The following is a 23,425-nucleotide window of genomic DNA, read 5'->3' on the forward strand; positions in this document are numbered from 1 at the left end:
GGTGAATCCCGACCAGGCCGCCGGCGCGTGTCGGCGCAGCCTGCACGAGCTGACGGCGGCGTACAGCGAATGTCCGCAGACCCTGCGCCGATCCCGTCAGCTGGGGCTCGGCGGGTGGGCGTTCCATGTGGCGGGGCGGGCCGGGGTGCTGGGGCCGGTCTCCGCCGCGACCGTGACGGCCGCGATCGGCGTCATCGCCCCCGAGGCGGTCGCCGACGGCTGGGAGGCTGCCTGTGCGGTCACCACCCCGGCCGAGGCAGCCTCGGTGAGCATGGCCGAATGCTGCCGGTGGGGCGCCGAGCAACTCGGTGACCTCGCCATCGTGGAGCGGTTGGTCGAGCTGGCCGAGCCGGTGGTGCGGGCCGCCGACGCCACCGGGATGCCGCTGTTCGCCGCCTGGCGGGCGATGCCGGTGCCGGACACCACGCCCGGGGCCCGGGCCGCCGTCGCGGTCCGGCTGCTCGGTGAGCACCGGGCCGGGGCCCACCTGATCGCCGTACGGGTGGCGGGGTTGACGCCGTTGGAGGCGGTGCTCGCCGGCCCGGAGGGCGCCAGCGGGGCGGTGGCCGCCGGCTGGTCGCCGCCGTGGCCGCCGACCGGGCCGCTGGTCCGCCGCCGGCTCTGGGCCGACCAGGTGACGAACCGGTTGGCCGGGCAGGCGTTCACGGTGCTCGACCAGGGGCTCCGCCGGGAGCTGGTCGAGTTGCTCGCCGGTGCGGCGGCACACGTACGCCGACGCTGAGCCGGGCGCGCTGGGGACCGTGGCGGCTCAGCGGCCAGTGGCGGTCAGGCGGTGGCGGTACGGGTGGGCCGGTCGCGCAGCGCCGCCACGTAGTCGTCCGGGGCACCGGCCTTCTCGGCCGCGTTGGCGATCTCGGACAGGTACCAGGCGGTGGGCAGCCCGCCCTCGTACCCGTCGAAGACGTAGACCCAGGCGGTGATCTCGCCGTCGAGGGTGACCGCCCGGACGGTCAGCCGCCGGTAGGTGCCCGACAGCGCCCCCTCGACCTCGTCGAGCTGCGCGGCGTCCCAGGGGTGGACGTCGTAGAGTGCGACGAAGACACGGTCGCCGGGCGACTCCACGATGGTGGTGACCGCACCCTCCCAGCCGATCACCCCCTCGCCGGCGAAGGTGAGCCGCCAGCCTTCCAGCCAGCCGGTACCCACCATGGGCGAATGCGGACAGTAAGCACGCATTCGTGCGGGGTCGAGGTTTGAGCCATACGCGGCGTAATGACGCACGGCGATGACGATAGCCCGGCGAGGGGGTGGGGGAGAATACGAGTGAGCGTGTCGCGTGTCGGGCGTGCCGTCGGGAGACGGCACCGGACGGGTGGAACGTACCGCTAAAGTCCAATTTGGGGAGAAAGTCGTTTTGAAGCGGATAGTGATAATCGGTGGTGGCCCGGCCGGCTACGAGGCGGCCCTGGTCGCGGCACAACTGCATGCCGAGGTCACGGTCGTCGAGGCCGACGGCGCCGGCGGGGCCTGCGTACTGTCCGACTGCGTCCCGTCCAAGACCTTCATCGCCAGCTCAGAAGTGGTGACCGGATACCGGGACACCGAGGAGTTCGGCATCGACTCCGAAGGGCTCGACGCCGTGACCGTCGACGCCGCCGCGGTGCACGCCCGGGTCAAGCGCCTCGCGCTCGCCCAGTCGGCCGACGTGCACAGCAAACTCGTCAAAGCCGGTGTGACGTTCGTCGCCGGCACCGCCCGGCTCGGCGAGGACACGCTCGGTCACACCCACCGGGTAATGGTCCGCCCGCATGACGGTGACGCAGAGTACGCGATCGAAGCCTCGACCGTACTGGTCGCCACCGGCGCCACCCCCCGGCAGCTGCCGACGGCGGTGCCCGACGGCGAACGGATCCTGACCTGGCGCCAGGTCTACGACCTGCCGGAGCTGCCCGAGCACCTGATCGTGGTCGGCTCCGGTGTGACCGGTGCCGAGTTCGCCAGCGCCTACCTGGCCATGGGGGTGCCGGTCACCCTGGTGTCGAGCCGGGACCGGGTGATGCCGCACGAGGACGCCGACGCCGCGATGGCGATCGAGCAGGTCTTCCGGGCACGCGGCATGACGATCCTGAACAACTCGCGGGCCGAGGCGGTCACCCGGACCGGCGACGGTGGTGCGGGCGACGGCGTCGAGGTCAGGCTCGCCGACGGCCGTACGGTGACCGGCTCGCATGCCCTGATCGCCGTCGGTTCGGTGCCCAACACCGCCGACCTGGGGCTGGCCGAGTACGGAGTCTCCGTCGCGCCCAGCGGCCACGTGCCGGTCGACCGGGTGTCGCGGACCAACGTGCCGGGTATCTACGCCGCCGGCGACTGTACCGGGGTGCTGCCGCTGGCCAGTGTCGCCGCGATGCAGGGGCGGATCGCGATGTGGCACGCGCTCGGCGAGGCAGTGGTGCCGCTGCGGCTGCGCACGGTCGCGGCGAACGTCTTCACCGATCCGGAGCTGGCCACCGTCGGCGTCTCCCAGGACGAGGTCGACGACGGGCGGGTGCAGGCCCGGCAGGTGATGCTGCCGCTGGCCGGCAACGCCCGGGCCAAGATGGCCGACCTGCGCGACGGCTTCGTCAAGCTGTTCTGCCGCCCGGCCAGTGGGCAGATCATCGGCGGGGTGGTGGTGGCGCCGAAGGCCAGCGAGTTGATCATGCCGATCACCGTCGCGGTGGAGAACCACATGACGGTCAGTCAGTTGGCGCACACAATCACAATTTATCCTTCGTTGTCCGGATCAATCGCTGAAGCCGCACGTCAGCTGATGTGGCATGACGAAGAGTAATTAACTGGAAACTTTTCGGGGCGGCGGAAGGCCGCCGTCACCGCGTACGGTTGACGCGGCGGTGGCCGCTACCCCCGGATCTCCCCGTTCCCGGCGGTCGCGGACGGTGCCCGGGCTGCCGGCAGGTCCCGTGCCGGCAGCCCGCCCTCATCTGGGCCCTTCACCGTCACGCGCACCCTGGCCCAAGATCAATGTGAGCGCCGTGGTTGTCATCCGGCGAGTTCGACGCCCCTGGCGCTCACATCGATCTTGCCCGAGGCTGGCGGACCGCCCGGCCGGGGCGTAGTCGCTGCTGCGGACACCGGCGTACCGTCGCCGTTAGAGCTCCGGCCGGCGTGGTACCCGGCCCCCAGCCCTCGGGCGGGAGGGACAGCATGAACATCGGAGAGAACCTCGCGAGGAAGCGGCGACGGGCAGGCCTCACCCAGGAAGGACTTGCCGAGCGCAGCGGCGTGAGCATCTCAGTCATTCGAAAGCTGGAACGCGGCGACCGAGACTCCGCCTCGCTGCCGACACTGCGCAGCCTGGCAACCGCCCTCGGCGTGACCACAGTCGAGTTGTTTCGCCCCACTCCGACCCAACTGCAGCCGCCCATCGACGATCGCAGCGACCTCTACCTCATTCGTCGGGCGCTGCAGCCGGCCAGAACCGCCGACGGTGATCTGATTACCCTGGCAGACGACGTGCAGCCTGGTGCTGACGACGTCGCCGATTCCGTTCGTGAGATCAGCGGGTTGTTCCGGGACAGCGACTACGCCGGTGCAGTCGCCGCATTGCCCACCGCTATCAGCCATGCCCGCGCCGCAGTGGCCGAAGCCGACGAACCCAGCCGACCTGGCGTATGGGGTCAGCTGGCGCAGGTCTACCAGACCGCCGCGTTGGTACTGATCCAGCTCCGTAAAGACGACCTGGCCTACCATGCGCTCGGCTTGGCCATGGACGCCGGCCGCCGAGCCGGCGACGACGTCCTCACAGCCTCTGTGGTCTGTAGTGAAGGATGGCTGCTCACCAGGCAGGCTCGATTCGACGAGGCCGAGCGTGCCGCGCTCGTGACCGCCGAAGCGATCGAGCCCAGGATGTCCAGGTCGCCAGCCAGCCAGGTTGCCGTATGGGGGTGGCTGAACCTCGGTGCGGCCGCAGCGGCCACTCGCAACAATCGGATGGACGTGGCCGCCGACTCCCTGCGTCGGGCTCACGCGTCCGCACACGTCGCCGCCGGCCACGTACCACCGCGTGTAGCGCACTGGACGACCTTCGCACCAGCGGTGGTGGCCATGCGTGAGGTGGAACTGGCGATGGTCGTCGGCGACGCCGGCCGCGCAGCCGAGGTGGCGCGTACCGTCCCGCCGGGTGCGCGTCCGGCCGTGACCTACCAGCGGTTCCGGCTGGACGTCGCTGCCGCCGCACTCGACCGACGCAGACGTGACGAGGCGTTGGCGGTGCTGCTGCGGTTGCGGGAGTCTGCGCCAGAGTGGCTGCGCTACCAGCGGTACGCCCAGCGCCTCGTCGAGCGTCTCCTGCACGCCCGGTCCCGCGCAGTGCAGCCTGAACTGCGCGCCCTAGCGGACTTCCTCAACATCGCCTGAACAGGCCAACTACCCCCTATTGGGTCAGTTCACGTCGGCGTGCCCACCGGAATGCCACATCCTGCACATGTCGATCATCGCAGTTGAGTGACATGTTGTGTGCGCAGCGCAGCTGATGCCTGATCGTCACCGTGATCGGTACAAAGCGCGTTGCGCCCGTCATGGCCCGGTCCTGTTTCGGTTCCAGCGCGCGGATCCGCGGGGCCGGGCCGTAGATCGGCGGCGGTCCGGCGCGGAACCCCCGTGCCCGCCGGGCCGCCGCCCCCTTCGACTCGAGGAGCGCGCAGATGATCGGGAAGTGGTTCCTGCGACCCGGCACGGTCGACGTCGTTCGGCCGATGCCCGGCCACCGCCGGTACGCCGACCAGCCCGCCCGGCCGGGCACCGGCCGGCCGGCGACCCGTACCGACCGGGCCGAGCGGCGCGGCGGCAACGCCGGCCGGCACTACCTGCGGTGAAGGTGCGGCCCGGGGTGGTGCACACGCCGCACCGCCCGTCCTGGATGTGCGCGGCCTGCCCGGTGGACACGCCCTGGCCGTGCCCACCGGCCCGGATTCAACTTGCCGAGGCGTACGCGGGCGAGCCCATCGCGCTCTCGGTCGACATCGGCGAGATGCTCCCCATGGCCGCCGAGGAGGCCGGCGTCACCGACCCGGCCGAACTGTACGAGCGCTTCGTGTCCTGGACCTGGATCGGGTCGGCGACGTGACCGCGATGGACGACGGGCCGGTCACCGGCCGGGACCTCGACGACGCCGCCTGCGCGGCCCTCGCGGCCCACGACGCAGGCCGGTTCTGCCACACCGGATGCCCCGGCACCCCCGACTGCCCACAGCTGGCCTGGGCTCGCCGCCATCACGGCCTCGGCGGGCCACAGCGGCCGTCCTGGACGTGCACGGTCTGCCCGGCCGGCACACCGTGGCCGTGCCCGCCCGCACGGGCCGCACTCGTCGACGCGTACGCCGGTGACCGGCTCCGGATGGTCGTCGAATTGGCCACGATGATGCAGACCGCGCTGGCCGAGACCGGCGAGGACGGCGGCATGCTGTACGAGCGGTTCGTCCTCTGGACGCGCACGCGTGGGCGACAGCCAGGTGGATCTCGGCCAGCCGACGGTGAGCATCCGATGCTCGGCCCTGCGACGCCGCCCTCTCCGCCGTGGTGGCACGGCCGGCGGATCTGACACTGAGGGCGACCAGCCCGCCCGGCGGTGCCACCCGTGCGTTCGGCGACTGTCGATGTGACCGCGTCGCCGGCACCAGCGGCAACCGCAGGTCGGGGCGGCCGCGTTACCCGTACGCAACGAGTCCGGCGTACCGTGCGGGAACGTGAAGATGCAGGCTGGCGCACACCGTGATGGGATGGTGCAGGGCCCAGAAACGGGGTGACTGCGGTCGCCGGAGGAAGGGCGGGGCTGGCCGATGGCCGATCTGTTCGAGGACTACCACCTCGGCCCCGGCTGGGACGAGATGTTCGGCGAGCCCGGCATGCCCCGGGAGACCTACGAGGCGCTGCACGCCACCCTGCAGCCGCTGTCCAGCGCCGAGCTGGGGGTGCGCGCCGACGTCCTCGCCCGGGCCTTCCTCGATCAGGGCATCACCTTCGCGCTCAAGGGCGTCGAGCGGCCGTTCCCGCTGGACATCGTGCCCCGGATCATCGCCGCCGACCAGTGGCGCACCGTCTCGGCCGGGGTCGCCCAGCGGGTACGCGCGTTGGAGGCGTTCCTGGCCGACATCTACGGCCCGGCCCGGGTGCTCGTCGACGGCATCGTGCCCCGCCGGCTGGTGGTGACCAGCGCGCACTTCCACCGGGAGGCGGCCGGCATCGTGCCGCACAACGGGGTCCGCATCCACGTCGCCGGGGTCGACCTGATCCGCGACGAGCAGGGCACCTTCCGGGTCCTGGAGGACAACGTACGGGTTCCCTCCGGGGTCAGTTACGTGATGGAGAACCGGCGGGCGATGGCCCACGTACTGCCGGAGGTCTTCGCCTCGACCCGGATCCAGCCGGTGGAGTCCTACCCGGCGCAACTGCTGCGGGCGCTGCGGGCCGCCGCCCCGGTCGGCGTCGCCGACCCGACGGTCGTCGTGCTCACTCCCGGGGTGCACAACTCGGCCTACTTCGAGCACGCGCTGCTGGCCCGGGAGATGGGCGTCGAGCTGGTCGAGGGTCGTGATCTGGTCTGCGTCGGCAACGAGGTCGCGATGCGTACCACCGGCGGCGAGCAGCGGGTCGACGTGATCTACCGGCGCATCGACGACGACTTCCTCGACCCGGTGCATTTCCGGGCCGACTCGGTGCTCGGCGTCGCCGGGCTGCTCAACGCCGCCCGCGCCGGCCGGGTCACCATCGCCAACGCGGTCGGCAACGGCGTCGCCGACGACAAGCTGCTCTACACGTACGTGCCGGAGCTGATCCGCTACTACCTGGCCGAGGAGCCGATCCTGCCCAATGTCGAGACGTACCGCCTCGACGACGGCCCGGACGTGCTCGCTCACGTCCTCGACCGGCTCGACCAACTGGTACTCAAGCCGGTCGACGGCTCCGGCGGTGCCGGCATCGTGATCGGTTCGCAGGCCAGTGACGAGGAGCTGGCCCGGGTCCGGGAGCAGATCGTCTTCGACCCGCGTGGCTGGATCGCCCAGCGGGAGGTGGCCCTGTCGATGGTGCCGACCCTGGTCGGCAACCGGCTGCGGGCCCGGCACGTCGACCTGCGGCCGTTCGCGGTCAACGACGGCGAACGGGTCTGGGTGCTGCCCGGCGGCCTGACCCGGGTGGCGTTGCCCGAAGGCGCGCTGGTCGTCAACTCCAGCCAGGGCGGCGGCTCGAAGGACACCTGGATCCTGGCGTCGCCGACCGCGACCCCGCATCCGGACGACGCGCCGGTGCTGGCCGAGCTGACCGTCAGCGGGGTCGACCCGGTGCCGGCGGCACCCACCCCGGATCCGGGTCCGGGCGCCGCCGCGACCTCCGCACAGCAGCAGCAACAGCAACAACAGGAGCAACGGGTACGCGGGGAGGACGGTCGATGCTGAGCCGGATCGCCGAGTCGCTCTACTGGATCGGCCGGTACGTCGAACGGGCCGAGGACACCGCCCGGATCCTCGACGTGCACCTGCACCGGATCATCTCCGACCCGTGGGTGGCCGAGGAGACCGCCTGCCGGTCGCTGCTCGGGGTGATGGGGGTCGACGTCGACGACCAGCCGTGCTCCTCCTCGCGGGTGGTCGGCCTGCTCGGACTCGACGAGCGCAACGCCAGTTCGGTGGTGGGCTCGCTGGCCGCCGCGCGGGAGAACGCCCGGGGTGCCCGGGAAACCATCTCGTCGGAGATGTGGGAGTGCCTCAACGCCACCTGGCACGGGCTGCCGGACGCCCGCCGCCGGGTCGAGCAGCAGGGGGTGCACGCCTTCTTCCGCTGGGTACGGGAGCGGTGCGCCCTGATGGCCGGGCTCACCGACGCGACGATGAGCCGCGACGAGGGCTGGCTGTTCCTGGTGCTCGGGCGCAGCATCGAACGGGTCGACATGACCGCGCGGCTGCTGTCCACGCACGTACGGGCCGGCGGCAGCATCCCGTCCTGGTTGACGCTGCTGCGTTCGTGCGGGGCGTGGGAGACGTTCCTGCGCACCTACCGGGGTTCGCTGGACGACCGGTACGCCGCCGAGTTCCTGCTGCTGGACCGGCTGTTCCCCCGGTCGGTGTTCGCCGCGTTGACCGCCGCCGGGTCCTGCCTGGCCGAGCTGGAGCCGGCCGCGGGTTCAGCTGCCGGGCCGGGGGCGGCCGGTCGGGCCGGGGTGATGACCGACGCGCAGCGGATCCTCGGGCGGGCCCGCACCAACCTGGAGTTCCGGGGCGCCGACGAACTGCTCGCCGACCTGGGTACGGTGCTGGACAGCCTGGAACGGACCTGTTCGCACCTCAACGACGCGGTGTCCCGGCGCTACTTCCGGCAGACCTCGGCGGTGCTCTGGCTTCCGGAGGCGGTGGCGTGACGGGCGTCGGCCGCAGCGGCCCGTCGGGCGAGGGGGTGGTGGCGTGAGCGTCGATTCGTGGCGGTTGAAGGTGGAGCACCGGACCGGGTTCAGCTACGCCGGCAAGGTCGGGTCGTCGTACAACGAGGCCCGGATGTCGCCACGTAACGAGGCCCGTCAAGCGGTGCTGGAGGCGCGGGTCGAGGTGTTTCCGCCGGCGCGGACCTACCGGTACGAGGACTACTGGGGGACGGTGGTCACGGCCTTCGACCTCCACAGTCCGCACGAGACGTTGGAGGTGACCGCGACCTCGGTCGTGGAGACCCTGCCCCCGGGTGACCTGCTCGACGAGCGGGCCGGTGCCGGCTGGGACGAGCTGGCCCGCCCGGACCGCGTCGACCAGTGGCACGAGTTCCTGCTGCCGACGCCGCGCACCGCGCTCGACGACGAACTGACCGGGCTGGCCGAGTCGGTGCGCGCCGACCAGGCCACCCCGCACGCGGTGGCGCTGGCGATCTGTGAGCGGGTCCGGGCCGAGGTCGAGTACGCGACCGGTTCGACGGGGGTACAGACCGACGCCGTGCACGCCTGGCGGCAACGCAAAGGTGTCTGCCAGGACATCAGCCACCTGGTGGTCGGCCTGCTGCGGGTCGTGGGGGTGCCGGCCCGGTACGTTTCCGGCTACCTGCACCCCAGCCGGGACGCGGCGATCGGGGACCGGGTGGTCGGGCAGAGCCACGCCTGGGTGGAGTGGTGGGCCGGCCGGTGGACGGCGTTCGACCCGACCAACGGGATCCCGGTCGGCGAACGGCACGTCGTGGTCGGCCGGGGCCGGGAGTACGGCGACGTACCGCCGCTGAAGGGGGTCTACGCGGGGCCGGCGAACACCGGTCAGGGCGTCGAGGTGGCGATCACCCGGCTGCGCTGAGCCGTACCCCGGCCGAGCAGCTCCGGTGGGTCACCAGCTGCCCGCCACCGGCATTCCCTCGGTGTAGCCGGCGGTGCTCTGCACCCCGACGACGGCCCGGTCGTGGAACTGCTCCAGGGTGGCGGCGCCGACGTAGGTGCAGGCGCTGCGGACCCCCGCGACGATCTCGTCGATCAGGTCCTCGACACCGGGACGGTCCGGGTCGAGCAGCATCCGCGCCGACGAGATGCCCTCCTCGAAGACCGCCTTGCGGGCCCGGTCGAACGGGCTGTCGTCGGCGGTGCGGGCGCTGACCGCCCGCGCCGACGCCATCCCGAAGCTCTCCTTGTACCGTCGCCCGTCGGCGTCGGTGTACAGGTCACCTGGGGATTCGTAGGTGCCGGCGAACCAGGAGCCGATCATCACGTTGGCCGCGCCGGCGGCCAGGGCGAGCGCCACGTCGCGGGGGTGGCGGACCCCGCCGTCGGCCCAGACGTGCCGGCCGCGTCGGCGCGCCGCCGCCGCGCACTCCAGTACGGCGGAGAACTGCGGCCGGCCGACCCCGGTCATCATCCGGGTGGTGCACATCGCGCCCGGCCCGACGCCGACCTTGACGATGTCGGCGCCGGCGTCGATCAGGTCGTCGACCCCGGCGGCGGTGACGACGTTGCCGGCGACCACCGGCACCGGCGGGTCGAGCTTGCGGACGGTACGCACGGCGGCCAGCATCCGTTCCTGGTGGCCGTGCGCGGTGTCGACCACGATGGTGTCCACCCCGGCGGCGATCAGCGCGGCCGCCTTGCCGGCGACGTCACCGTTGATCCCGACGGCGGCGGCGACCCGCAGCCGCCCGTCGGCGTCGACCGCCGGCCGGTAGAGCGTGGCCCGCAGCGCGCCGGCCCGGGTCAGCACGCCGACCAGCCGCCCGTCGGCGTCGACCACCGGGGCGACCCGGCGGCGGCCCTGCGCCAGCAGGTCGAACCCGGTACGCGGATCGACCGACCCGGCGACGGTCAGCAGGTTGGCCGACATCACCTCGTGCAGTTGGGCGAACCGGTCGACCCCGGCGCAGTCGGTCTCGGTGACGATGCCGACCGGCCGGCCGTCGTCGACCACGATCACTGCCCGGTGGGCCCGTTTCGGCAGCAGGTGGATGGCGTCGCCGACGGTGTCGGCGGGGCCCAGGGTCAGCGCGGTGTCGTAGACCAGGTGGCGTTGCTTGACCCAGGTGATTACCTCGGCGATCACCTCGATCGGGATGTCCTGCGGGATCACCGCCAGGCCGCCCCGTCGGGCCGCTGTCTCGGCCATCCGCCGTCCGGCGACCGCCGTCATGTTGGCCGCCACGAGCGGAACGGTGGTGCCGGTGCCGTCCGCCGTGGCCAGGTCGACGTCGAGCCGGGAGGCGACGTCCGACCGGTTCGGGACCAGGAAGACGTCGTTGTAGGTCAGGTCGTGCGCGGGTGCCGCGCCGGTGATGAACCGCACTCTGCCCATCATGCCCGGCGGTGCCACGGCCACGCAGCGGGACCAGCGACCGACCGTCGGTCAGGTGGCCATGCAGTGCGGTCAGCCGATCACACAGATCGTCGCGCCGGCGCCGACCACCGCGCCGACCTCGGCGGCCAGGCTGCTGACCGTACCGGCCTTGTGCGCGTTGAGCGGCTGCTCCATCTTCATCGCCTCCAGCACCACGATCGGGTCGCCCTCGGCGACCTGGTCGCCGTCGGCGACCGCGATCTTGATGATGGTGCCCTGCATCGGTGAGACCAGTGCATCGCCGCTGGTGGCGGCCGCCGCGCTGGTGCCGCCCCGACGGCGGGCCGGCTGTCGGGCGGCGGTCGGCGCGGTCGGCGTACCGCCGCCGAAGCCGGCGGGGAAGGTGACCTCCAGCCGCTTGCCGCCGACCTCGACCACGACGGTCTCGCGGGCCTCGGCCGGGGTGTCGGCCGCCGCCGGCACGGTGAAGGCCGGGACGGTGTTGTCGAACTCGGTCTCGATCCACCGGGTGTGCACGGTGAACGGCTCGCTGGTGAATGCCGGGTCCCGCACCACCAGGCGGTGGAACGGCAGGGCGGTGGCCATCCCGTCGACGACCATCTCGTCCAGCGCCCGCCGGGCGCGTTCCAGCGCCTCGGTGCGGGTCTCGCCGGTGACGATCAGCTTTGCCAGCAGCGAGTCGAAGTTGCCGCTGACGGCGTCGCCGGCGGTGACGCCGGTGTCCACCCGTACGCCGGGGCCGGTCGGCAGCCGCAGTGCGGTGATGGTGCCCGGCGCGGGCAGGAAGTTGCGGCCCGGGTCCTCGCCGTTGATCCGGAACTCGATGGAGTGTCCGCGCGGCGTCGGGTCGTCGGTGAACCGCAGCCGCTCGCCGGCGGCGATCCGGAACTGTTCGCGGACCAGGTCGATGCCGGCGGTCTCCTCGGTGACCGGGTGCTCGACCTGCAACCTGGTGTTGACCTCCAGGAAGGAGATGGTGCCGTCGGTGCCGACGAGGTACTCGACGGTGCCGGCCCCGTGGTAGCCGGCTTCCCGGCAGATCGCCTTGGCGCTGGCGTGGATCTCGGCGCGCTGGGCGTCGGTGAGGAACGGCGCCGGTGCCTCCTCGACGAGCTTCTGATGGCGGCGCTGCAGCGAGCAGTCCCGGGTGCCGACCACGACCACGTTGCCGTGCTGGTCGGCCAGGACCTGCGCCTCGACGTGCCGGGGCCGGTCCAGGTAGCGCTCGACGAAGCACTCGCCCCGGCCGAACGCGGCGACGGCCTCGCGGGTGGCCGACTCGAACAGGTCGCCGATCTCGTCGATGCTGCGGGCGACCTTGAGGCCGCGCCCGCCGCCGCCGAACGCGGCCTTGATCGCCACCGGTAGCCCGTACTGTTCGGCGAAGGCGACCACTTCGTCGGGCCCGGCGACGGGGTCGGCGGTGCCGGGGACGAGTGGCGCGCCGGCCCGCTGGGCGATGTGCCGGGCGGTGACCTTGTCGCCGAGGTCGCGGATCGCCTGCGGGCTGGGCCCGATCCAGGTCAGCCCGGCGTCGATGACCGCGGCGGCGAAGTCGGCGTTCTCGGAGAGGAATCCGTACCCGGGGTGCACGGCGTCGGCCCCGGACCGGGCGGCGACGTCGAGCAGTTTGTCGATCCGCAGGTAGGTCTCGGCGGCGGTCTCCCCGCCGAGAGCGTACGCCTCGTCGGCGAGCCTGGCGTGCAGAGCCTCGCGGTCGGTGTCGGCGTAGACCGCGACGCTGGTCAGGCCGGCGTCCTGGCAGGCCCGGATGACCCGGACCGCGATTTCGCCCCGGTTTGCGACGAGAACTTTGCGCACGCCCTGTTCTCCCTTGCTCACGGACTAATGCGGGAGTCTAACGGCCAGCGTGATCGATCTGACCTGCGCTTCGGTGTGGGATGAGGCACCGTTCAATAGGCTCGGCGCCGTGTCTGCCACTCGGATGATGATTCTCGGCCTGGTCAAGTGGATGCAACCGGTGCACGGCTACGACGTGCGCCGCGAGTTGCTGAGCTGGCGGGCGGACAGCTGGGCCAACGTGGCACCGGGTTCGATCTACCACGCGCTGCGCACCCTTGCCGAGGAGGGACTGCTCCGGCAGGTGGGTACCGCCCAGGTCGGCTCCCGGCCGGCCCGCACCAGCTACGAGATCACCGCCGCCGGCGTCGAGGAGTTCGACGATCTGCTGCGTCGACACTGGTCGGACTCTCGACCGGCGGCGGATCCTTTCCTCAGCGCGTTCGCGTTCCTGCCGGCGATGCCCCGGGCGGAGGCGGTCGCGGCGCTGCGGGCGCGGGCGGCGACGCTGCGGGCCGGCAACGCCGCCGCCCGCGACGAGCTGGCCGGTGGCTGGCCCCGGCAGAAACCGTCGTACGTCGGGTGGATGCTGGAGCTGACGATCGCGCGTGCCGAGGGGGAGATCGCCTGGTGTGAGCGGGTCGCCGAGCTGATCGCCGCCGGGGCGTCCTACCAGCCGGCTGAGAAGTCGGCTGACGCGGCCTGGGCCGGCTGGCAGGCTGACGTCGACGCAGGTGACCGGGATCCGCTGTGACCCGGGTGGAATACTCAAGCTTGACTAATCTTCGGGCAGTCCAGGAGCACACTGATGATCGAGACCAAGGGGCTGCGGAAGTCGTTCCGCTCCCGGCAGGGGCGCGGTGCCAAGACCGTCGACGCGGTCCGCGGCGTCGACATGCTGGTCGAGGAGGGCGAGATCTTCGGCTTCCTCGGGCCCAACGGCGCCGGCAAGACCACCACCCTGCGGATGCTCGCCACCCTGATCGAGCCTGACGGCGGCGAAGCCGTCATCGCCGGGGCCGACCTGCTGCGCGACCCCGGCGAGGTACGCCGCCGGATCGGCTACGTCGCCCAGGGCGGCAGCACCTGGGACGAGGTCACCGGCCGCGAGGAACTGGTGATGCACGCCCGGATGTACGGCATCGGCAAGGCCGAGGCGCAGCGCCGGGCCACCCGGGCCCTGGCCGCCTTCCAGCTGACCGAGTACGCCGACCGCAAGTGCAAGACCTACTCCGGTGGTCAGCGCCGCCGGGTCGAGATCGCGCTGGGCATCATCCACGAGCCGAAGGTGGTCTTCCTCGACGAACCGACCACCGGGCTCGACCCGCAGAGCCGGGCCCACATGTGGGACGAGATCCGTCGGCTGCGCGCCGAGGGCATGACCGTCTTCATCACCACCCACTACCTCGACGAGGCCGACGCGCTCTGCGACCGGATCGCGATCATGGATCACGGTGAGATCGTCACCGAGGGCACCCCCGCCGCGCTGAAGCGGGAGATCGCCGGCGAGGTGGTCACCGTCGGGCTGCGACCGGGCCAGGCGGCCACCGCCGCGCAACTGCTCGACACCCAGCCGTACGTCGCCAAGCTGGAGACCCCGGACGACGGCGGACTGCGCCTGTTCGTCGACGACGGTGCCACCGCCATCCCGCAGATCCTGCGCACCCTCGACGGCGCCGGCCTCGACCTCGGCTCGATCGAGCTGCACCGGCCGAGCCTCGACGACGTCTTCCTCACCAAGACCGGCCGCTCGCTGCGCGAAAGCTGAAATCGGAGACCACGAGATGAAATTCGCCCGCGACACCTGGCTGATCTTCCAACGACAGGCGACGTTGCTGCTGCGCAACCCTGTCTGGATCTTCGTCGGCGTGTTCCAGCCGATCATGTACCTGTTGTTGTTCGCGCCGCTGCTCAAGCCGGCGCTGGCCCCGATGGGGGCGAGCACCGACGCGGAGATCTACCGCATCTTCGTGCCCGGCCTGCTGGTGCTGCTGGCCATCTTCGGCGGACTGTTCCAGGGGTTCGGTCTGATCGCCGAGCTGCGGGCCGGCGTGATCGAGCGGTCCCGGGTCACCCCGGTCAGCCGACTCGCCCTGCTGCTCGGGCGCAGCCTGCGCGACGTGGTGTCGCTGCTGCTGCAGGCAGTGATCATCACCGTGCTGGCGATCCCGTTCGGGCTGACCGTGCAGCTGGGCAACCTGCTGCTGGCGTACCTGCTGCTCGCCCTGATCGCGCTGATGACCTCGGCCGTGTCGTACGGCGTGGCGCTGCTGGTCCGCAGCGAGGACGCGCTCGCCCCGCTGATGAACACCGTCGCCCAGCCGGTGCTGCTGCTCTCCGGCATCCTGCTGCCGCTGGCCTTCGCGCCACTGTGGCTGCAGCGGGTGGCCCAGTGGAACCCGTTCTCCTGGGCAGTCGACGGCACCCGTGCCCTGTTCGCCGGGAACATCGGCGACGACGCGGTCTGGCAGGGGCTGTTGATCACCATGGCGCTGGCCGCGCTCGCGGTGACCTGGGCTGCCCGCGCCTTCGCCCGCAGCGTCCGGTAACGGCGCCGCACCCAGGGCTGCCCTCTGCGCACGGCAACGGCGCAGAGGGCAGCGACTCCAGGCTACCGCCGGCCGGCTCGACCCGCCCCCGGCTGCGGGCCGGGACGGGACGGGCCGGTGGTCAGCGGCGGCGGGCCAGGGTCAGGCCGTCGGCGATGGCCAGCATCACCACGTCCACCCGGTCGTCGTCGGCGACCTGCCGGTTGAAGGCGACCATCGCCCGGTCCTCCTCGCTCTGCGGCTGCAGGACCCGGCCGTGGCGCAGTACGTTGTCGACCACGATCAGCCCGCCGGGGCGCATCCGGGGCACCAGCTCGGCCCAGTACACCGGATAGCTGATCTTGTCGGCGTCGATGAATGCCAGGTCCAGGTGCGGCTCGGTCGGCAACGCCCGCAGCGAGTCGGCGGCCGGCCCGATCCGCAGCTCGATCCGGTCGTCGACGCCCGCCCGCTGCCAGTAGCGGCGGGCCACCGAGGTGAACTCCTCGGAGACGTCCAGGCAGATCAGCTGACCGTCGGCGGCGAGGCCCCGGGCGATCGCGAGCGCGGAGAGCCCGGTGAAGGTGCCCACCTCGACCGCCTGGCGGGCACCCACCAGCCGGGCCAGCATGGTCATCAGGGCGGCCTGTTCGGGTGCGACCTGCATCTGCGCGTTCTCCGGCAGGTTGGTCGCGGTCTCGGCGATGAGATCGCCGACGATCTCGTCCGGCGGGGTGCCGTGGGCGACGACGTACGCCTGCAGCGCATCCGTCATCGGCAACGTCTTGGTGGTCATGCACCGAACGCTAGCGGGTCACCGGTCCTCGTCGGCCGCGCCCCACAGATCGGTGATCCGGTGGCCGACGTCGGCCACCAGCCGGCGCAGCAGCGGCAACGACAACCCCACGACCGTCCCGTGATCGCCTTCGATCCGGTCGAGGAACGGCGCACCCACCCCGTCGATGGTGAACGAGCCCGCCACCCGTAGCGGCTCGCCGGTGGCCACGTAGGCGGCGATCTCGTCGTCGGAGATGTCGGCGAAGTGCACCACGGTCGCGGCGGTCCGTTCGGCCCGGACCCCGCTCGCCAGGCTGGTCAGCGCATGCCCGGTGTACAGCACCCCGCTGCGGCCGCGCATCCGCCGCCAGCGCTCGGCGGCGTCGGCGGCGTCGGCCGGCTTGCCATAGACCGCGCCGTCGAAGTGCAGCACCGAGTCGCAGCCGAGGACGAGCAGGTCGGCATCGCCCTCGACGTGGTCGGGGCGCAGCCGGTCGGCGACGGCGACCATCTTCATCCGGGCCAGGGCCAGGCACAGCTCGTCGGGGCGCTCCAGCGTCACCGACTCCTCGTCGACGCCGCTCACCAGCACCTGCGGGGTGATCCCGGCGGACTGCAGCAGCGCGTACCGGGCGGGGCTGGCCGAGGCGAGTACCAGGCGGGGACGCATCGAGGTGGGCACGGTCGGTCAGGCTACCCGGCCGGTCAGCGCGGGGACGCCGACGTGCGCCAGGCGTCCGGGCCGGGCCGGGGCAGCGGGCCACGGTCGGGCCGGACGCTGCGGGCCCAGCGGGAGACCGCAGGGTCGCGGGCGCCGTCGTGGGCGTCACTGTCGGAAACCGGACGGGTACGGCTGAGTACGGCGCCGACCAGCGCGGCCAGCTCCTCGGCGGTCGGTGACCCCCGGGTGATCCGCCAATCGTGCCGCGCCTCGCTCATCGGCCCAGGCTACGCGGAGCGGCCGACGCGGTCGACCGGTGGTCGCCGGACCGGCGACGAATGGTGATCATCACTGGCGCGCCAGGCTGGCCACCGGGTTGCCGGATCGTACAATATGACGCGCGGCTCACACCGGCCGCGTGCCGATCGTGTGGCACCCAGATCTTCCGGGTACGGTCATTTGGATGTCCGCTGTGCCCCCGCAACTTGTTGCTGACCGTTACCGGCTGGTCGAGCCGCTCGGTCAGGGCGGCATGGGCCGGGTCTGGAAGGCCCGTGACGAGGTGCTGCACCGCGACGTCGCCATCAAGGAGCTGGTGCCGCCGCCGGGGCTGACCAACCAGGAGCGCCGCGAGATGCGGGAACGCTCGCTGCGGGAGGCGCGGGCCATCGCCCGGCTCAACCACATCAACGTCGTACGGGTCTTCGACGTGCTACGTACCGACGGTGACCCGTGGATCGTGATGGAGTACGTACCGTCACGGTCGTTGCAGGACCTGCTCGCCGACAGCGGCCCGGTGCCGGCCAGTCGGGCCGCGGAGATCGGTCTCGGCGTACTCGGCGCCTTGCGTTCGGCGCACCTTTCCGGGGTCATGCACCGGGACGTCAAGCCCGGCAACGTGCTCATCGGCCATGACGGCCGGGTGGTGCTGACCGACTTCGGGCTGGCCACCGTGCCCGGTGACCCGAACGTCACCCGGACCGGCCTGGTGCTCGGCTCACCGGCGTACATCGCCCCGGAGCGCGCCCGCACCGGCAGCGCCGGGCCCGAAGGTGACCTCTGGTCGCTCGGCGCGACCCTGTACGCGGCCGTCGAAGGGCAGTCGCCGTACGCCCGACCGACGGCGATCGCCACGCTCTCCGCGCTGGCCACCGAGCCGCCGCCGCCGGCCCGCCGCGCCGGGCCGCTCAAGCCGGTCCTCGCCGGGCTGTTGCGCAAGGACCCGCAGACCCGGATGAAGGCCGACGAGGCGGAGCGCCTGCTGACCCGGGCCGCCGGGCGCGGTCCGCGTCGGGGCCGGTCACTACTCGACGGCGTACGCCGACCGAGCCCGCTCGGCTCCCGGGAGCTGCGGCCCGGCGAGTCACGGTCGGGGATCGTTCCCGGTCCGCGTTCGGCCGCGCCGCGTAGCCCCGTGTCGCCGGGGCCGGTCTCGCCGGTCTCGCCGTTGCCGACCCCGCTGCCGGTGGTGCCGGGGCCGGCGAAGTACGGCCCGATCGCCCGGCCCGCCGCGGCTTCGGACGAGACCAAGGTGGTCGGGTCGCCATCGGTCGCGGCCGACGAGACCAAGGTGGTCAGGTCGCCGGCCGCCGAGACCAGCGTGCTTCCGGCGCCGAAACCGGCTGCACCCGCGCCGGCCGAAACGACCGTGCTGCCGCCGGCCGGCCCGGCGCAGCCGACGCCGCCGACCCAGGCTGAGCCGCAGGTCAAGGCTGAGCCGCAGGTCAAGGCTGAGCCGCAGGTCAAGGCTGAGCCGACCCAGGTCGTGCGGGCCGTCAAGTCGGGCACCGCCAAGCCGGCGGCGAGGCAGGAGCCGGCCCCCGCCGTCGTGGCGCCGGCCCCCGCCGTCGTGGCGCCGGCCCCCGCCGTCGCGGCGCCGGTCGACGAGCCGGCCGACGAGCCGACCACAGTGGCACCCGCCGTCGACGAGCCGGCCGACCGGAGCGGCCCCGCTGCCGCCGAGCCTTCGGCCCCTGCCGTGCCGGCCCCTGCCGTCGCCGCCGCGACCAGCGTGGACCACCGGCCGGAGCCCGCGTCGCAGCGGCAGAACTGGTCGACCCCGGCGCTGCTGTTCGACCGGGCCGCCCGCACCATCGGCGCGGTGCCGCGCAACGTGCTGCTCGGCAGCGCCGCCGGGATCGTCGTACTCGTGCTGTTGGTGACCGTCGCGATGCTCAGCCTCGGCGACGAGGGTGAGCGGCGCGGACAGCTCGGCACCGGAGCCGGCGAGTCGCCGGCCGCGCCCTCGCCGGCCGCGCCCTCGGCGGCCGCCAGCGGCGCGCCGAGCGCCGAAGCCTCACCGCAGCCGTCGTCCGCCGCGCCAACGCCGAGTGCACCGACGTCGCCGACCCCGACGACCGAACCGCCGACCGGGCCGGCCCAGGCCGGGCCGTTGCCGGCCGGCTGGCGGCTGCACGAGGACCCGACCGGGTTCTCCGTTCCGGTGCCGGAGGGCTGGGCGGTCACCCGCGACGGCAACCGGGTCGAGTTCCGGGAGACCGCACAACTCGGGCGACTGATCATCATCGACCAGACCGACAGCCCCAAGCCTGACCCGGTCGCCGACTGGGAGAGCCAGGAGCAGTCCCGGCGGGGTGGCTACAACAACTACGAGCGGGTCCGGATCGAAGCCGTCGACTACTTCCTGTCCGCCGCCGACTGGGAGTTCCGCTACACCAGCACCCGGGGCAACCGGCTGCAGGTACGCAACCGGGGATTCGTCACCGCGCCGGACAAGGCCTACTCGATCTACTGGTCCACCACGGCCGACCGGTGGCAGGAGGACCTGGTGTACTTCGACCTGATGGCGAGCCGGTTCCGCCCGGCCGGGAGCTGAGCCGCCGCACCGTACGCATTAACTTCCGATCTTCGGGGTACCACCCTGGACACGACGGAAGGAGGTGCGACATGAGCAACCGTCGACGGATCGTCAAGCCGAGTCTGGCACTGTGGATGCTGGTGGCATTGGCCGACGTTGCCCTGCTGGTCGCCAGCGTGGGGCTGCTGACCGTACTGCTGGTCGTGGCCGGCGTCGCCGCCGTGGCCGGAGCCGCAGTCGGGGCGTCCCAGCTGATCGGTCGCGGTGCCCGCCGAGCGGCGGACCCGCTGTCGTAACGATGTCACTTCTCTCCGTAGCCGTTGATTGTGATCTATGCGCCGACTAGCCTGAGGACGGCGGACCGCCACGGGCTCGATCTGCCGACCGGCGAAACCGGCGGCGCACACGGGGAGACGAGTTGGATCCAATGGTTCTGGCTGCCCAGCAATGGGTCAACGCCACCTATCGTCAGGTGCCCGGCTACCAGGTCGTGGCGGAGGACGGGCGCACCGGCTGGCCCACCATGTACGCCCTCACCAGGGCGCTGCAGCATGAGCTCGGCATCGCCACCCTGGTCGACAACTTCGGCCCCACGACGCTGTCCCTGCTGACCCAGCGCGGCGGGATTCGCATCGGCGACCCGAACACCAACATGGTGCGGATCCTGCAGGCGGCCTGCTTCTGCAAGGGCTACCACGCGGGCGGGATCACCGGCACCTTCGGCCCGAACACCCAGGCCGCGGTGACCGCCATGATGGCCGACGCCGGGCTGGGCCCGATCGTCGGCGGCGCCGCCTCGCCGAAGGTGGTCAAGGCGATGCTGACCATGGATGCCTACGTCCTGCTGCCCGGCGGCTCGGCGGCGATCCGGCAGATCCAGCAGTGGCTCAACGGCCGGTACGTGCACCGCCGTGACTTCTTCGTCGCACCCTGCGACGGCAACTTCTCCCGGGACGTCCAGAAGGCGCTGTTCCTGGCCATCCAGTTCGAGCTGGGGATGACCGACGACCAGGCCACCGGGGTGTTCGGCCCGGGGACCCAGGCCGGCCTGCGCAACCACCACCTCACCGTCGGCTCGACCGGGGTGTTCGTGCAGATCTTCACCGCCGCCATGGTGGTCAACCGGATCAGGCTCGCCGCCGGCGGTACGTACCAGACCTTCACCAGCAGCTACGACGGCACGGTCGCGGCGGCGGTACGCGACTTCCAGTCCTTCTCCGTGCTGCCGGTCACCGGCGCCGGTGACTTCGCGACCTGGTGCCAACTGCTGGTCTCCACCGGCGACCCGAGCCGGCCCGGCACCGCCGCGGACTGCGTCACCACGGTCACCGACGCCCGGGCCCAGGCTCTGTACGCCGCCGGTTACCGGGTGGTCGGGCGGTACCTCGACGAGAAGCCCTGGGGGACGCTGAACAAGAAGATCCAGCCGGGTGAGCTCGACACCATCTTCCGCAACGGTCTGAAGGTCTTCCCGATCTCCCAGTACTACGGCGAAGAGGTCTCCTACTTCACCTACGCCACCGGCTACCAGGACGCGCTGGACGCCCACGCCGCCGCGCTCGGCTACGGCTTCCGGGCCGGCACGGTGATCTACTTCGCGGTGGACTACGACGCCACCGGGGCCGACATCGCCTCCCACATCGTGCCGTACTTCACCGGGGTGGTGGCCGGGCTGGCCGCCGCCGGCAACCGGTACGTCCACGGCGTGTACGGATCCCGCAACGTCTGTGCCCAGGTCAGTCAGCAGACGCAGGCACGGTGGTCGTTCGTCTCCGGCATGTCGACCGGGTTCTCCGGCAACATGGGCTTCCCGCTGCCGGAGAACTGGTCGTTCAACCAGATCCAGACCCTCACCGTCGGCACCGGCAGCGGCGCCATCGAGATCGACAAGAACATCCACCGGCCGGGCACCGACCCGGGGGTCTCCTCGGTCGAGACCGCCGCCACGACGACGGAGACGACCAGATGACATCGACCATGATGCCCCGCCGCAGGCTGCTCGCGGCCGGCGGAGCCGTCACCGGCGGCGCGCTGCTCGGCGCGGCCAACCTGCCGGCGGCCGGCGCGGCCGCACCCGGTGCCCCGGCCGACCACACGGCGCCGGCCGCAGGCGCGGCACCGCCCGACCCGACCGCGACCAGCTGGCCGACAGTGGACGCCGGGCAGATCACACCGGTGCGGATCGAGGGCAGCGACGCCACCGTGCTACTGGTCGGCGGTGCCGTCGCCACCGTGCTGCGGCACGTCGCCCGCCGCTTCCACTACGAGGTCGCACCGCTGGGCGACGGCGACGCGTCCGGCTGGCAGCCCACCGGCTCCGCCGCCCACCGCAGCGGTACGGCGATCGCCCTGCACCCGGCCCGCTATCCGGCCGGCGTGACCGGCGGCCTCTTCCCGACGCAGCTGATCGTCGTCCGCGACATCCTGGCCGAGTGTGCCGGGGTGGTCCGCTGGGGCGGCGACGACCGGCAGACGCCACAGGAGGGTCACTTCCGGATCGACGTACCGCCGGGGGACCGCCGGCTGGCCATGGTCGCCGCCGCCGTCGACGCCCGGCGCGGACCGGGCGCCGGTGCCGGGAGCAGCCCGGACCCGCTGGTGCCGGGCCGCCGGGCCGCCGCGCGAACCCTGGAGTCGCTGCAGCGTCGCCGCTGACCGTCGCAGCGAGGGCAGGGCGTTCGCCAAGCGGGCGGCAGTGGCGACGCTCATGTCCGGCACCTCCCGGCCGCTGGCTGCTGTCGACGTGGCGCTGTCGACGACGTACGGCCATGTCTCACCTTTCGGCGCTCTGGTGGGGTTGGTACGCGGTGGGTAGGCTCGCGGGCTGTGTCGATCACCGGGCTGACGGATATGTGGAACCGCTTGTTCGGCGCGCAGCCCGACCCGCCGCCGTTGCTGGTGCTGATCACCGCGGTGCTCGCCGTGGCGGTGGTCGTCGTACGCCTGCCGTGGCGGATCGCCCGCAACGCGATCACCATCGCCCACGAGGGCGGTCACGCGCTGATCGCGTTGGTCACCGGACGCAAACTGAAGGGCATCCGGCTGCACTCGGACACCTCCGGGCTGACCCTGTCCGCCGGGCGGCCGACCGGGCCCGGCATGATCCTCACGCTGCTGGCCGGCTACGTCGCGCCGTCGCTGGTCGGCCTGGCCGGTGCCTGGCTGCTCGGCGGCAACCGGATCACCCTGCTGCTGTGGATCGCCGTGGCGCTGCTGTTCGCCATGCTGCTGATGATCCGCAACATGTTCGGCATCGTGTCGATCCTGGTCACCGGCGGGGTGGTCCTCGCGGTCTCCTGGTTGGCGACCCCGCAGGTACAGGCCGCGTTCGCCTACACCGGGGTGTGGTTCCTGCTGATCGGCGGGATCCGGCCGGTCGGTGAGTTGCAGCGGCTGCGCGCCCAGGGCCGCTCGCCGGAGTCGGACGCCGACCAGTTGGCCTGGCTGACCCGGGTGCCGGGTCTGGTCTGGGTGGGCCTGTTCGGCCTGGTCAACGTCGCGGCGCTGGTCGTCGGTGGGCTGCTGCTGGCCGGCCCCTGGCTGCCCGAGCTGAGCCTGCCGGTCGGGAGATGACCGTCGAGGTCGAGCAGGTAGGGGGTGGAGCGCCGCTCCACCCCCTACCTGCCTTCGTACGTCAGGTGCAGATGTCGATGCCAGGGATCCAGTTCGCGTGACCGGTGTTCATGTAGTAGTCGGAGACGAAGCCCTCGCCACCGGAGTAGACCACGTAGTCCCACACGTTGTTGCCGCCGATGTTCTGTCCGGAGCGTTGGCAGACGACGTGGACACTGGTGTACCGGGGCAGATGCCTGATGAACGTGCAGTCCTGGCTCGGCGGCAGCTTCACCGTCGGGTGGTAGCAGTCCCGAAGGCTCAGTCCGGGGTCGGGGGTCCAGGAGCCGACCGAGGCCGCGTGCCAGCTGGCTGCGGCCGGCCCGGCGGAGAGCCCCACCAGGCCGGTCACCGAGACGAGGGCGAGGGCGATCGTGGCTGCGATCCGACGGAGCGCTCGGCGGCTCCGGGGTGGTGACGATGGTGCACTGGTCATGTGTCGTTCCCTCCTGGCGGTCGGACGCTGATGT

24 protein-coding genes are annotated in these 23,425 nt (G+C 72.1%); 17 read left to right on the top strand and 7 right to left on the bottom strand.

Annotation, left to right across the window (positions count from 1 at the left end; genetic code table 11):
• Position 1 precedes the first annotated feature (1 nt).
• A complete protein-coding gene (locus O7623_RS26170) occupies positions 2 to 742 on the top strand; it encodes a hypothetical protein (RefSeq protein WP_282225612.1) in 741 nt (246 codons plus the stop codon).
• 44 nt (positions 743 to 786) lie between these two features.
• Here O7623_RS26170 and O7623_RS26175 read toward each other — a convergent pair whose 3' ends face one another.
• Positions 787 to 1,242, bottom strand: a complete 456-nt coding sequence (locus O7623_RS26175; RefSeq protein WP_282225613.1) for a gamma-glutamylcyclotransferase — start codon at positions 1,240 to 1,242, stop codon at positions 787 to 789.
• Positions 1,243 to 1,375: 133 nt separating this feature from the next.
• On the opposite strand from O7623_RS26175, the gene O7623_RS26180 reads away from it, so the two are divergent.
• The 8 genes from O7623_RS26180 (at position 1,376) to O7623_RS26215 (ending at position 9,280) form a co-directional block, all read left to right on the top strand.
• Complete coding sequence (locus O7623_RS26180) at positions 1,376 to 2,794, top strand: NAD(P)H-quinone dehydrogenase (RefSeq protein WP_282225614.1); 1,419 nt, start codon at positions 1,376 to 1,378, stop codon at positions 2,792 to 2,794.
• A gap of 374 nt (positions 2,795 to 3,168) precedes the next feature.
• Entirely contained in the window at positions 3,169 to 4,380 is a 1,212-nt protein-coding gene (locus tag O7623_RS26185) for a helix-turn-helix transcriptional regulator (RefSeq protein WP_282225615.1), read from the top strand.
• 287 nt (positions 4,381 to 4,667) lie between these two features.
• Positions 4,668 to 4,838, top strand: coding sequence for a hypothetical protein (locus O7623_RS26190; protein WP_282225616.1), 171 nt, complete (start codon positions 4,668 to 4,670; stop codon positions 4,836 to 4,838).
• Positions 4,835 to 5,089, top strand: coding sequence for a hypothetical protein (locus tag O7623_RS26195; RefSeq protein WP_282225617.1), 255 nt, complete (start codon positions 4,835 to 4,837; stop codon positions 5,087 to 5,089). The genes O7623_RS26190 and O7623_RS26195 overlap by 4 nt, the downstream gene beginning before the upstream one ends.
• The gene (locus O7623_RS26200; protein ID WP_282225618.1) at positions 5,086 to 5,562 is read left to right on the top strand and encodes a hypothetical protein; all 477 of its coding nucleotides are present in this window, start codon (positions 5,086 to 5,088) and stop codon (positions 5,560 to 5,562) included. Before O7623_RS26195 ends, O7623_RS26200 begins: the two co-directional genes overlap by 4 nt.
• 238 nt (positions 5,563 to 5,800) lie before the next feature.
• The gene (locus O7623_RS26205) at positions 5,801 to 7,414 is read left to right on the top strand and encodes a circularly permuted type 2 ATP-grasp protein (protein WP_282225619.1); all 1,614 of its coding nucleotides are present in this window, start codon (positions 5,801 to 5,803) and stop codon (positions 7,412 to 7,414) included.
• Positions 7,408 to 8,373: an alpha-E domain-containing protein gene (locus tag O7623_RS26210; protein ID WP_282225620.1), complete on the top strand. Its 966-nt coding sequence runs from the start codon at positions 7,408 to 7,410 to the stop codon at positions 8,371 to 8,373. The genes O7623_RS26205 and O7623_RS26210 overlap by 7 nt, the downstream gene beginning before the upstream one ends.
• Positions 8,374 to 8,416: 43 nt before the next feature.
• Entirely contained in the window at positions 8,417 to 9,280 is an 864-nt protein-coding gene (locus O7623_RS26215) for a transglutaminase family protein (protein ID WP_282225621.1), read from the top strand.
• A 30-nt stretch (positions 9,281 to 9,310) separates the two neighbouring features.
• On the opposite strand, the gene O7623_RS26220 is transcribed toward O7623_RS26215, so the two are convergent.
• Both O7623_RS26220 and O7623_RS26225 read right to left on the bottom strand, forming a co-directional pair.
• The gene (locus O7623_RS26220) at positions 9,311 to 10,747 is read right to left on the bottom strand and encodes a GuaB1 family IMP dehydrogenase-related protein (RefSeq protein ID WP_282225622.1); all 1,437 of its coding nucleotides are present in this window, start codon (positions 10,745 to 10,747) and stop codon (positions 9,311 to 9,313) included.
• Positions 10,748 to 10,828: 81 nt separating this feature from the next.
• Complete coding sequence (locus O7623_RS26225) at positions 10,829 to 12,580, bottom strand: biotin carboxylase N-terminal domain-containing protein (RefSeq protein ID WP_282229585.1); 1,752 nt, start codon at positions 12,578 to 12,580, stop codon at positions 10,829 to 10,831.
• Between the two features lie 109 nt (positions 12,581 to 12,689).
• Here O7623_RS26225 and O7623_RS26230 point away from each other — a divergent pair, with 109 nt between their 5' ends.
• Genes O7623_RS26230 through O7623_RS26240 form a run of 3 tightly spaced genes read left to right on the top strand, consistent with a single transcriptional unit; the run spans position 12,690 to position 15,108 of the window.
• Positions 12,690 to 13,313, top strand: a complete 624-nt coding sequence (locus O7623_RS26230) for a PadR family transcriptional regulator (RefSeq protein ID WP_348775111.1) — start codon at positions 12,690 to 12,692, stop codon at positions 13,311 to 13,313.
• Between the two features lie 54 nt (positions 13,314 to 13,367).
• Positions 13,368 to 14,327, top strand: coding sequence for an ATP-binding cassette domain-containing protein (locus O7623_RS26235; RefSeq protein WP_282225623.1), 960 nt, complete (start codon positions 13,368 to 13,370; stop codon positions 14,325 to 14,327).
• 16 nt (positions 14,328 to 14,343) lie between these two features.
• On the top strand, positions 14,344 to 15,108 hold the full coding sequence (locus tag O7623_RS26240; RefSeq protein ID WP_282225624.1) for an ABC transporter permease: 765 nt from the start codon (positions 14,344 to 14,346) through the stop codon (positions 15,106 to 15,108).
• A gap of 121 nt (positions 15,109 to 15,229) precedes the next feature.
• Here the strand turns inward: O7623_RS26240 and O7623_RS26245 are convergent, their stop codons facing one another.
• From O7623_RS26245 to O7623_RS26255, 3 genes are read right to left on the bottom strand one after another with little or no spacing between them, the layout of a single operon-like run.
• On the bottom strand, positions 15,230 to 15,883 hold the full coding sequence (locus O7623_RS26245; RefSeq protein WP_282225625.1) for an O-methyltransferase: 654 nt from the start codon (positions 15,881 to 15,883) through the stop codon (positions 15,230 to 15,232).
• A gap of 18 nt (positions 15,884 to 15,901) precedes the next feature.
• Positions 15,902 to 16,546, bottom strand: a complete 645-nt coding sequence (locus O7623_RS26250) for a nucleoside triphosphate pyrophosphatase (RefSeq protein WP_282225626.1) — start codon at positions 16,544 to 16,546, stop codon at positions 15,902 to 15,904.
• 23 nt (positions 16,547 to 16,569) lie between these two features.
• Complete coding sequence (locus O7623_RS26255) at positions 16,570 to 16,803, bottom strand: acyl-CoA carboxylase subunit epsilon (protein ID WP_282225627.1); 234 nt, start codon at positions 16,801 to 16,803, stop codon at positions 16,570 to 16,572.
• Positions 16,804 to 16,988: 185 nt separating this feature from the next.
• Between O7623_RS26255 and O7623_RS26260 the strand changes: the two genes are divergently transcribed.
• The 5 genes from O7623_RS26260 (at position 16,989) to O7623_RS26280 (ending at position 22,916) form a co-directional block, all read left to right on the top strand.
• Positions 16,989 to 19,361: a serine/threonine protein kinase gene (locus O7623_RS26260; RefSeq protein ID WP_282225628.1), complete on the top strand. Its 2,373-nt coding sequence runs from the start codon at positions 16,989 to 16,991 to the stop codon at positions 19,359 to 19,361.
• A gap of 71 nt (positions 19,362 to 19,432) precedes the next feature.
• The gene (locus O7623_RS26265; RefSeq protein ID WP_282225629.1) at positions 19,433 to 19,639 is read left to right on the top strand and encodes a hypothetical protein; all 207 of its coding nucleotides are present in this window, start codon (positions 19,433 to 19,435) and stop codon (positions 19,637 to 19,639) included.
• A gap of 131 nt (positions 19,640 to 19,770) precedes the next feature.
• A complete protein-coding gene (locus O7623_RS26270) occupies positions 19,771 to 21,312 on the top strand; it encodes a glycoside hydrolase domain-containing protein (RefSeq protein ID WP_282229587.1) in 1,542 nt (513 codons plus the stop codon).
• A complete protein-coding gene (locus O7623_RS26275; protein ID WP_282225630.1) occupies positions 21,309 to 21,998 on the top strand; it encodes a hypothetical protein in 690 nt (229 codons plus the stop codon). The genes O7623_RS26270 and O7623_RS26275 overlap by 4 nt, the downstream gene beginning before the upstream one ends.
• 195 nt (positions 21,999 to 22,193) lie before the next feature.
• On the top strand, positions 22,194 to 22,916 hold the full coding sequence (locus O7623_RS26280; protein WP_282229588.1) for a M50 family metallopeptidase: 723 nt from the start codon (positions 22,194 to 22,196) through the stop codon (positions 22,914 to 22,916).
• 61 nt (positions 22,917 to 22,977) lie between these two features.
• Here the strand turns inward: O7623_RS26280 and O7623_RS26285 are convergent, their stop codons facing one another.
• The gene (locus tag O7623_RS26285) at positions 22,978 to 23,391 is read right to left on the bottom strand and encodes a hypothetical protein (protein WP_282225631.1); all 414 of its coding nucleotides are present in this window, start codon (positions 23,389 to 23,391) and stop codon (positions 22,978 to 22,980) included.
• Positions 23,392 to 23,425: the final 34 nt, after the last annotated feature.

Origin of the sequence: Solwaraspora sp. WMMD791 (assembly GCF_029581195.1) — a bacterium.
In the GTDB taxonomy this organism is placed as follows: Bacteria; Actinomycetota; Actinomycetes; order Mycobacteriales; family Micromonosporaceae; genus Micromonospora_E.

Excerpts from the sequence above, each read along its gene's own strand:
- O7623_RS26185 (WP_282225615.1), top strand. The coding sequence starts at position 3,169 with ATGAACATCGGAGAGAACCTCGCGAGGAAGCGGCGACGGGCAGGCCTC.
- O7623_RS26190 (WP_282225616.1), top strand. The coding sequence starts at position 4,668 with ATGATCGGGAAGTGGTTCCTGCGACCCGGCACGGTCGACGTCGTTCGG.
- O7623_RS26205 (WP_282225619.1), top strand. The coding sequence starts at position 5,801 with ATGGCCGATCTGTTCGAGGACTACCACCTCGGCCCCGGCTGGGACGAG.
- O7623_RS26210 (WP_282225620.1), top strand. The coding sequence starts at position 7,408 with ATGCTGAGCCGGATCGCCGAGTCGCTCTACTGGATCGGCCGGTACGTC.
- O7623_RS26235 (WP_282225623.1), top strand. The coding sequence starts at position 13,368 with ATGATCGAGACCAAGGGGCTGCGGAAGTCGTTCCGCTCCCGGCAGGGG.
- O7623_RS26240 (WP_282225624.1), top strand. The coding sequence starts at position 14,344 with ATGAAATTCGCCCGCGACACCTGGCTGATCTTCCAACGACAGGCGACG.
- O7623_RS26245 (WP_282225625.1), bottom strand. The coding sequence starts at position 15,883 with ATGACCACCAAGACGTTGCCGATGACGGATGCGCTGCAGGCGTACGTC.
- O7623_RS26255 (WP_282225627.1), bottom strand. The coding sequence starts at position 16,803 with ATGAGCGAGGCGCGGCACGATTGGCGGATCACCCGGGGGTCACCGACC.
- O7623_RS26260 (WP_282225628.1), top strand. The coding sequence starts at position 16,989 with ATGTCCGCTGTGCCCCCGCAACTTGTTGCTGACCGTTACCGGCTGGTC.
- O7623_RS26265 (WP_282225629.1), top strand. The coding sequence starts at position 19,433 with ATGAGCAACCGTCGACGGATCGTCAAGCCGAGTCTGGCACTGTGGATG.
- O7623_RS26270 (WP_282229587.1), top strand. The coding sequence starts at position 19,771 with ATGGTTCTGGCTGCCCAGCAATGGGTCAACGCCACCTATCGTCAGGTG.
- O7623_RS26275 (WP_282225630.1), top strand. The coding sequence starts at position 21,309 with ATGACATCGACCATGATGCCCCGCCGCAGGCTGCTCGCGGCCGGCGGA.
- O7623_RS26280 (WP_282229588.1), top strand. The coding sequence starts at position 22,194 with ATGTGGAACCGCTTGTTCGGCGCGCAGCCCGACCCGCCGCCGTTGCTG.
- O7623_RS26285 (WP_282225631.1), bottom strand. The coding sequence starts at position 23,391 with ATGACCAGTGCACCATCGTCACCACCCCGGAGCCGCCGAGCGCTCCGT.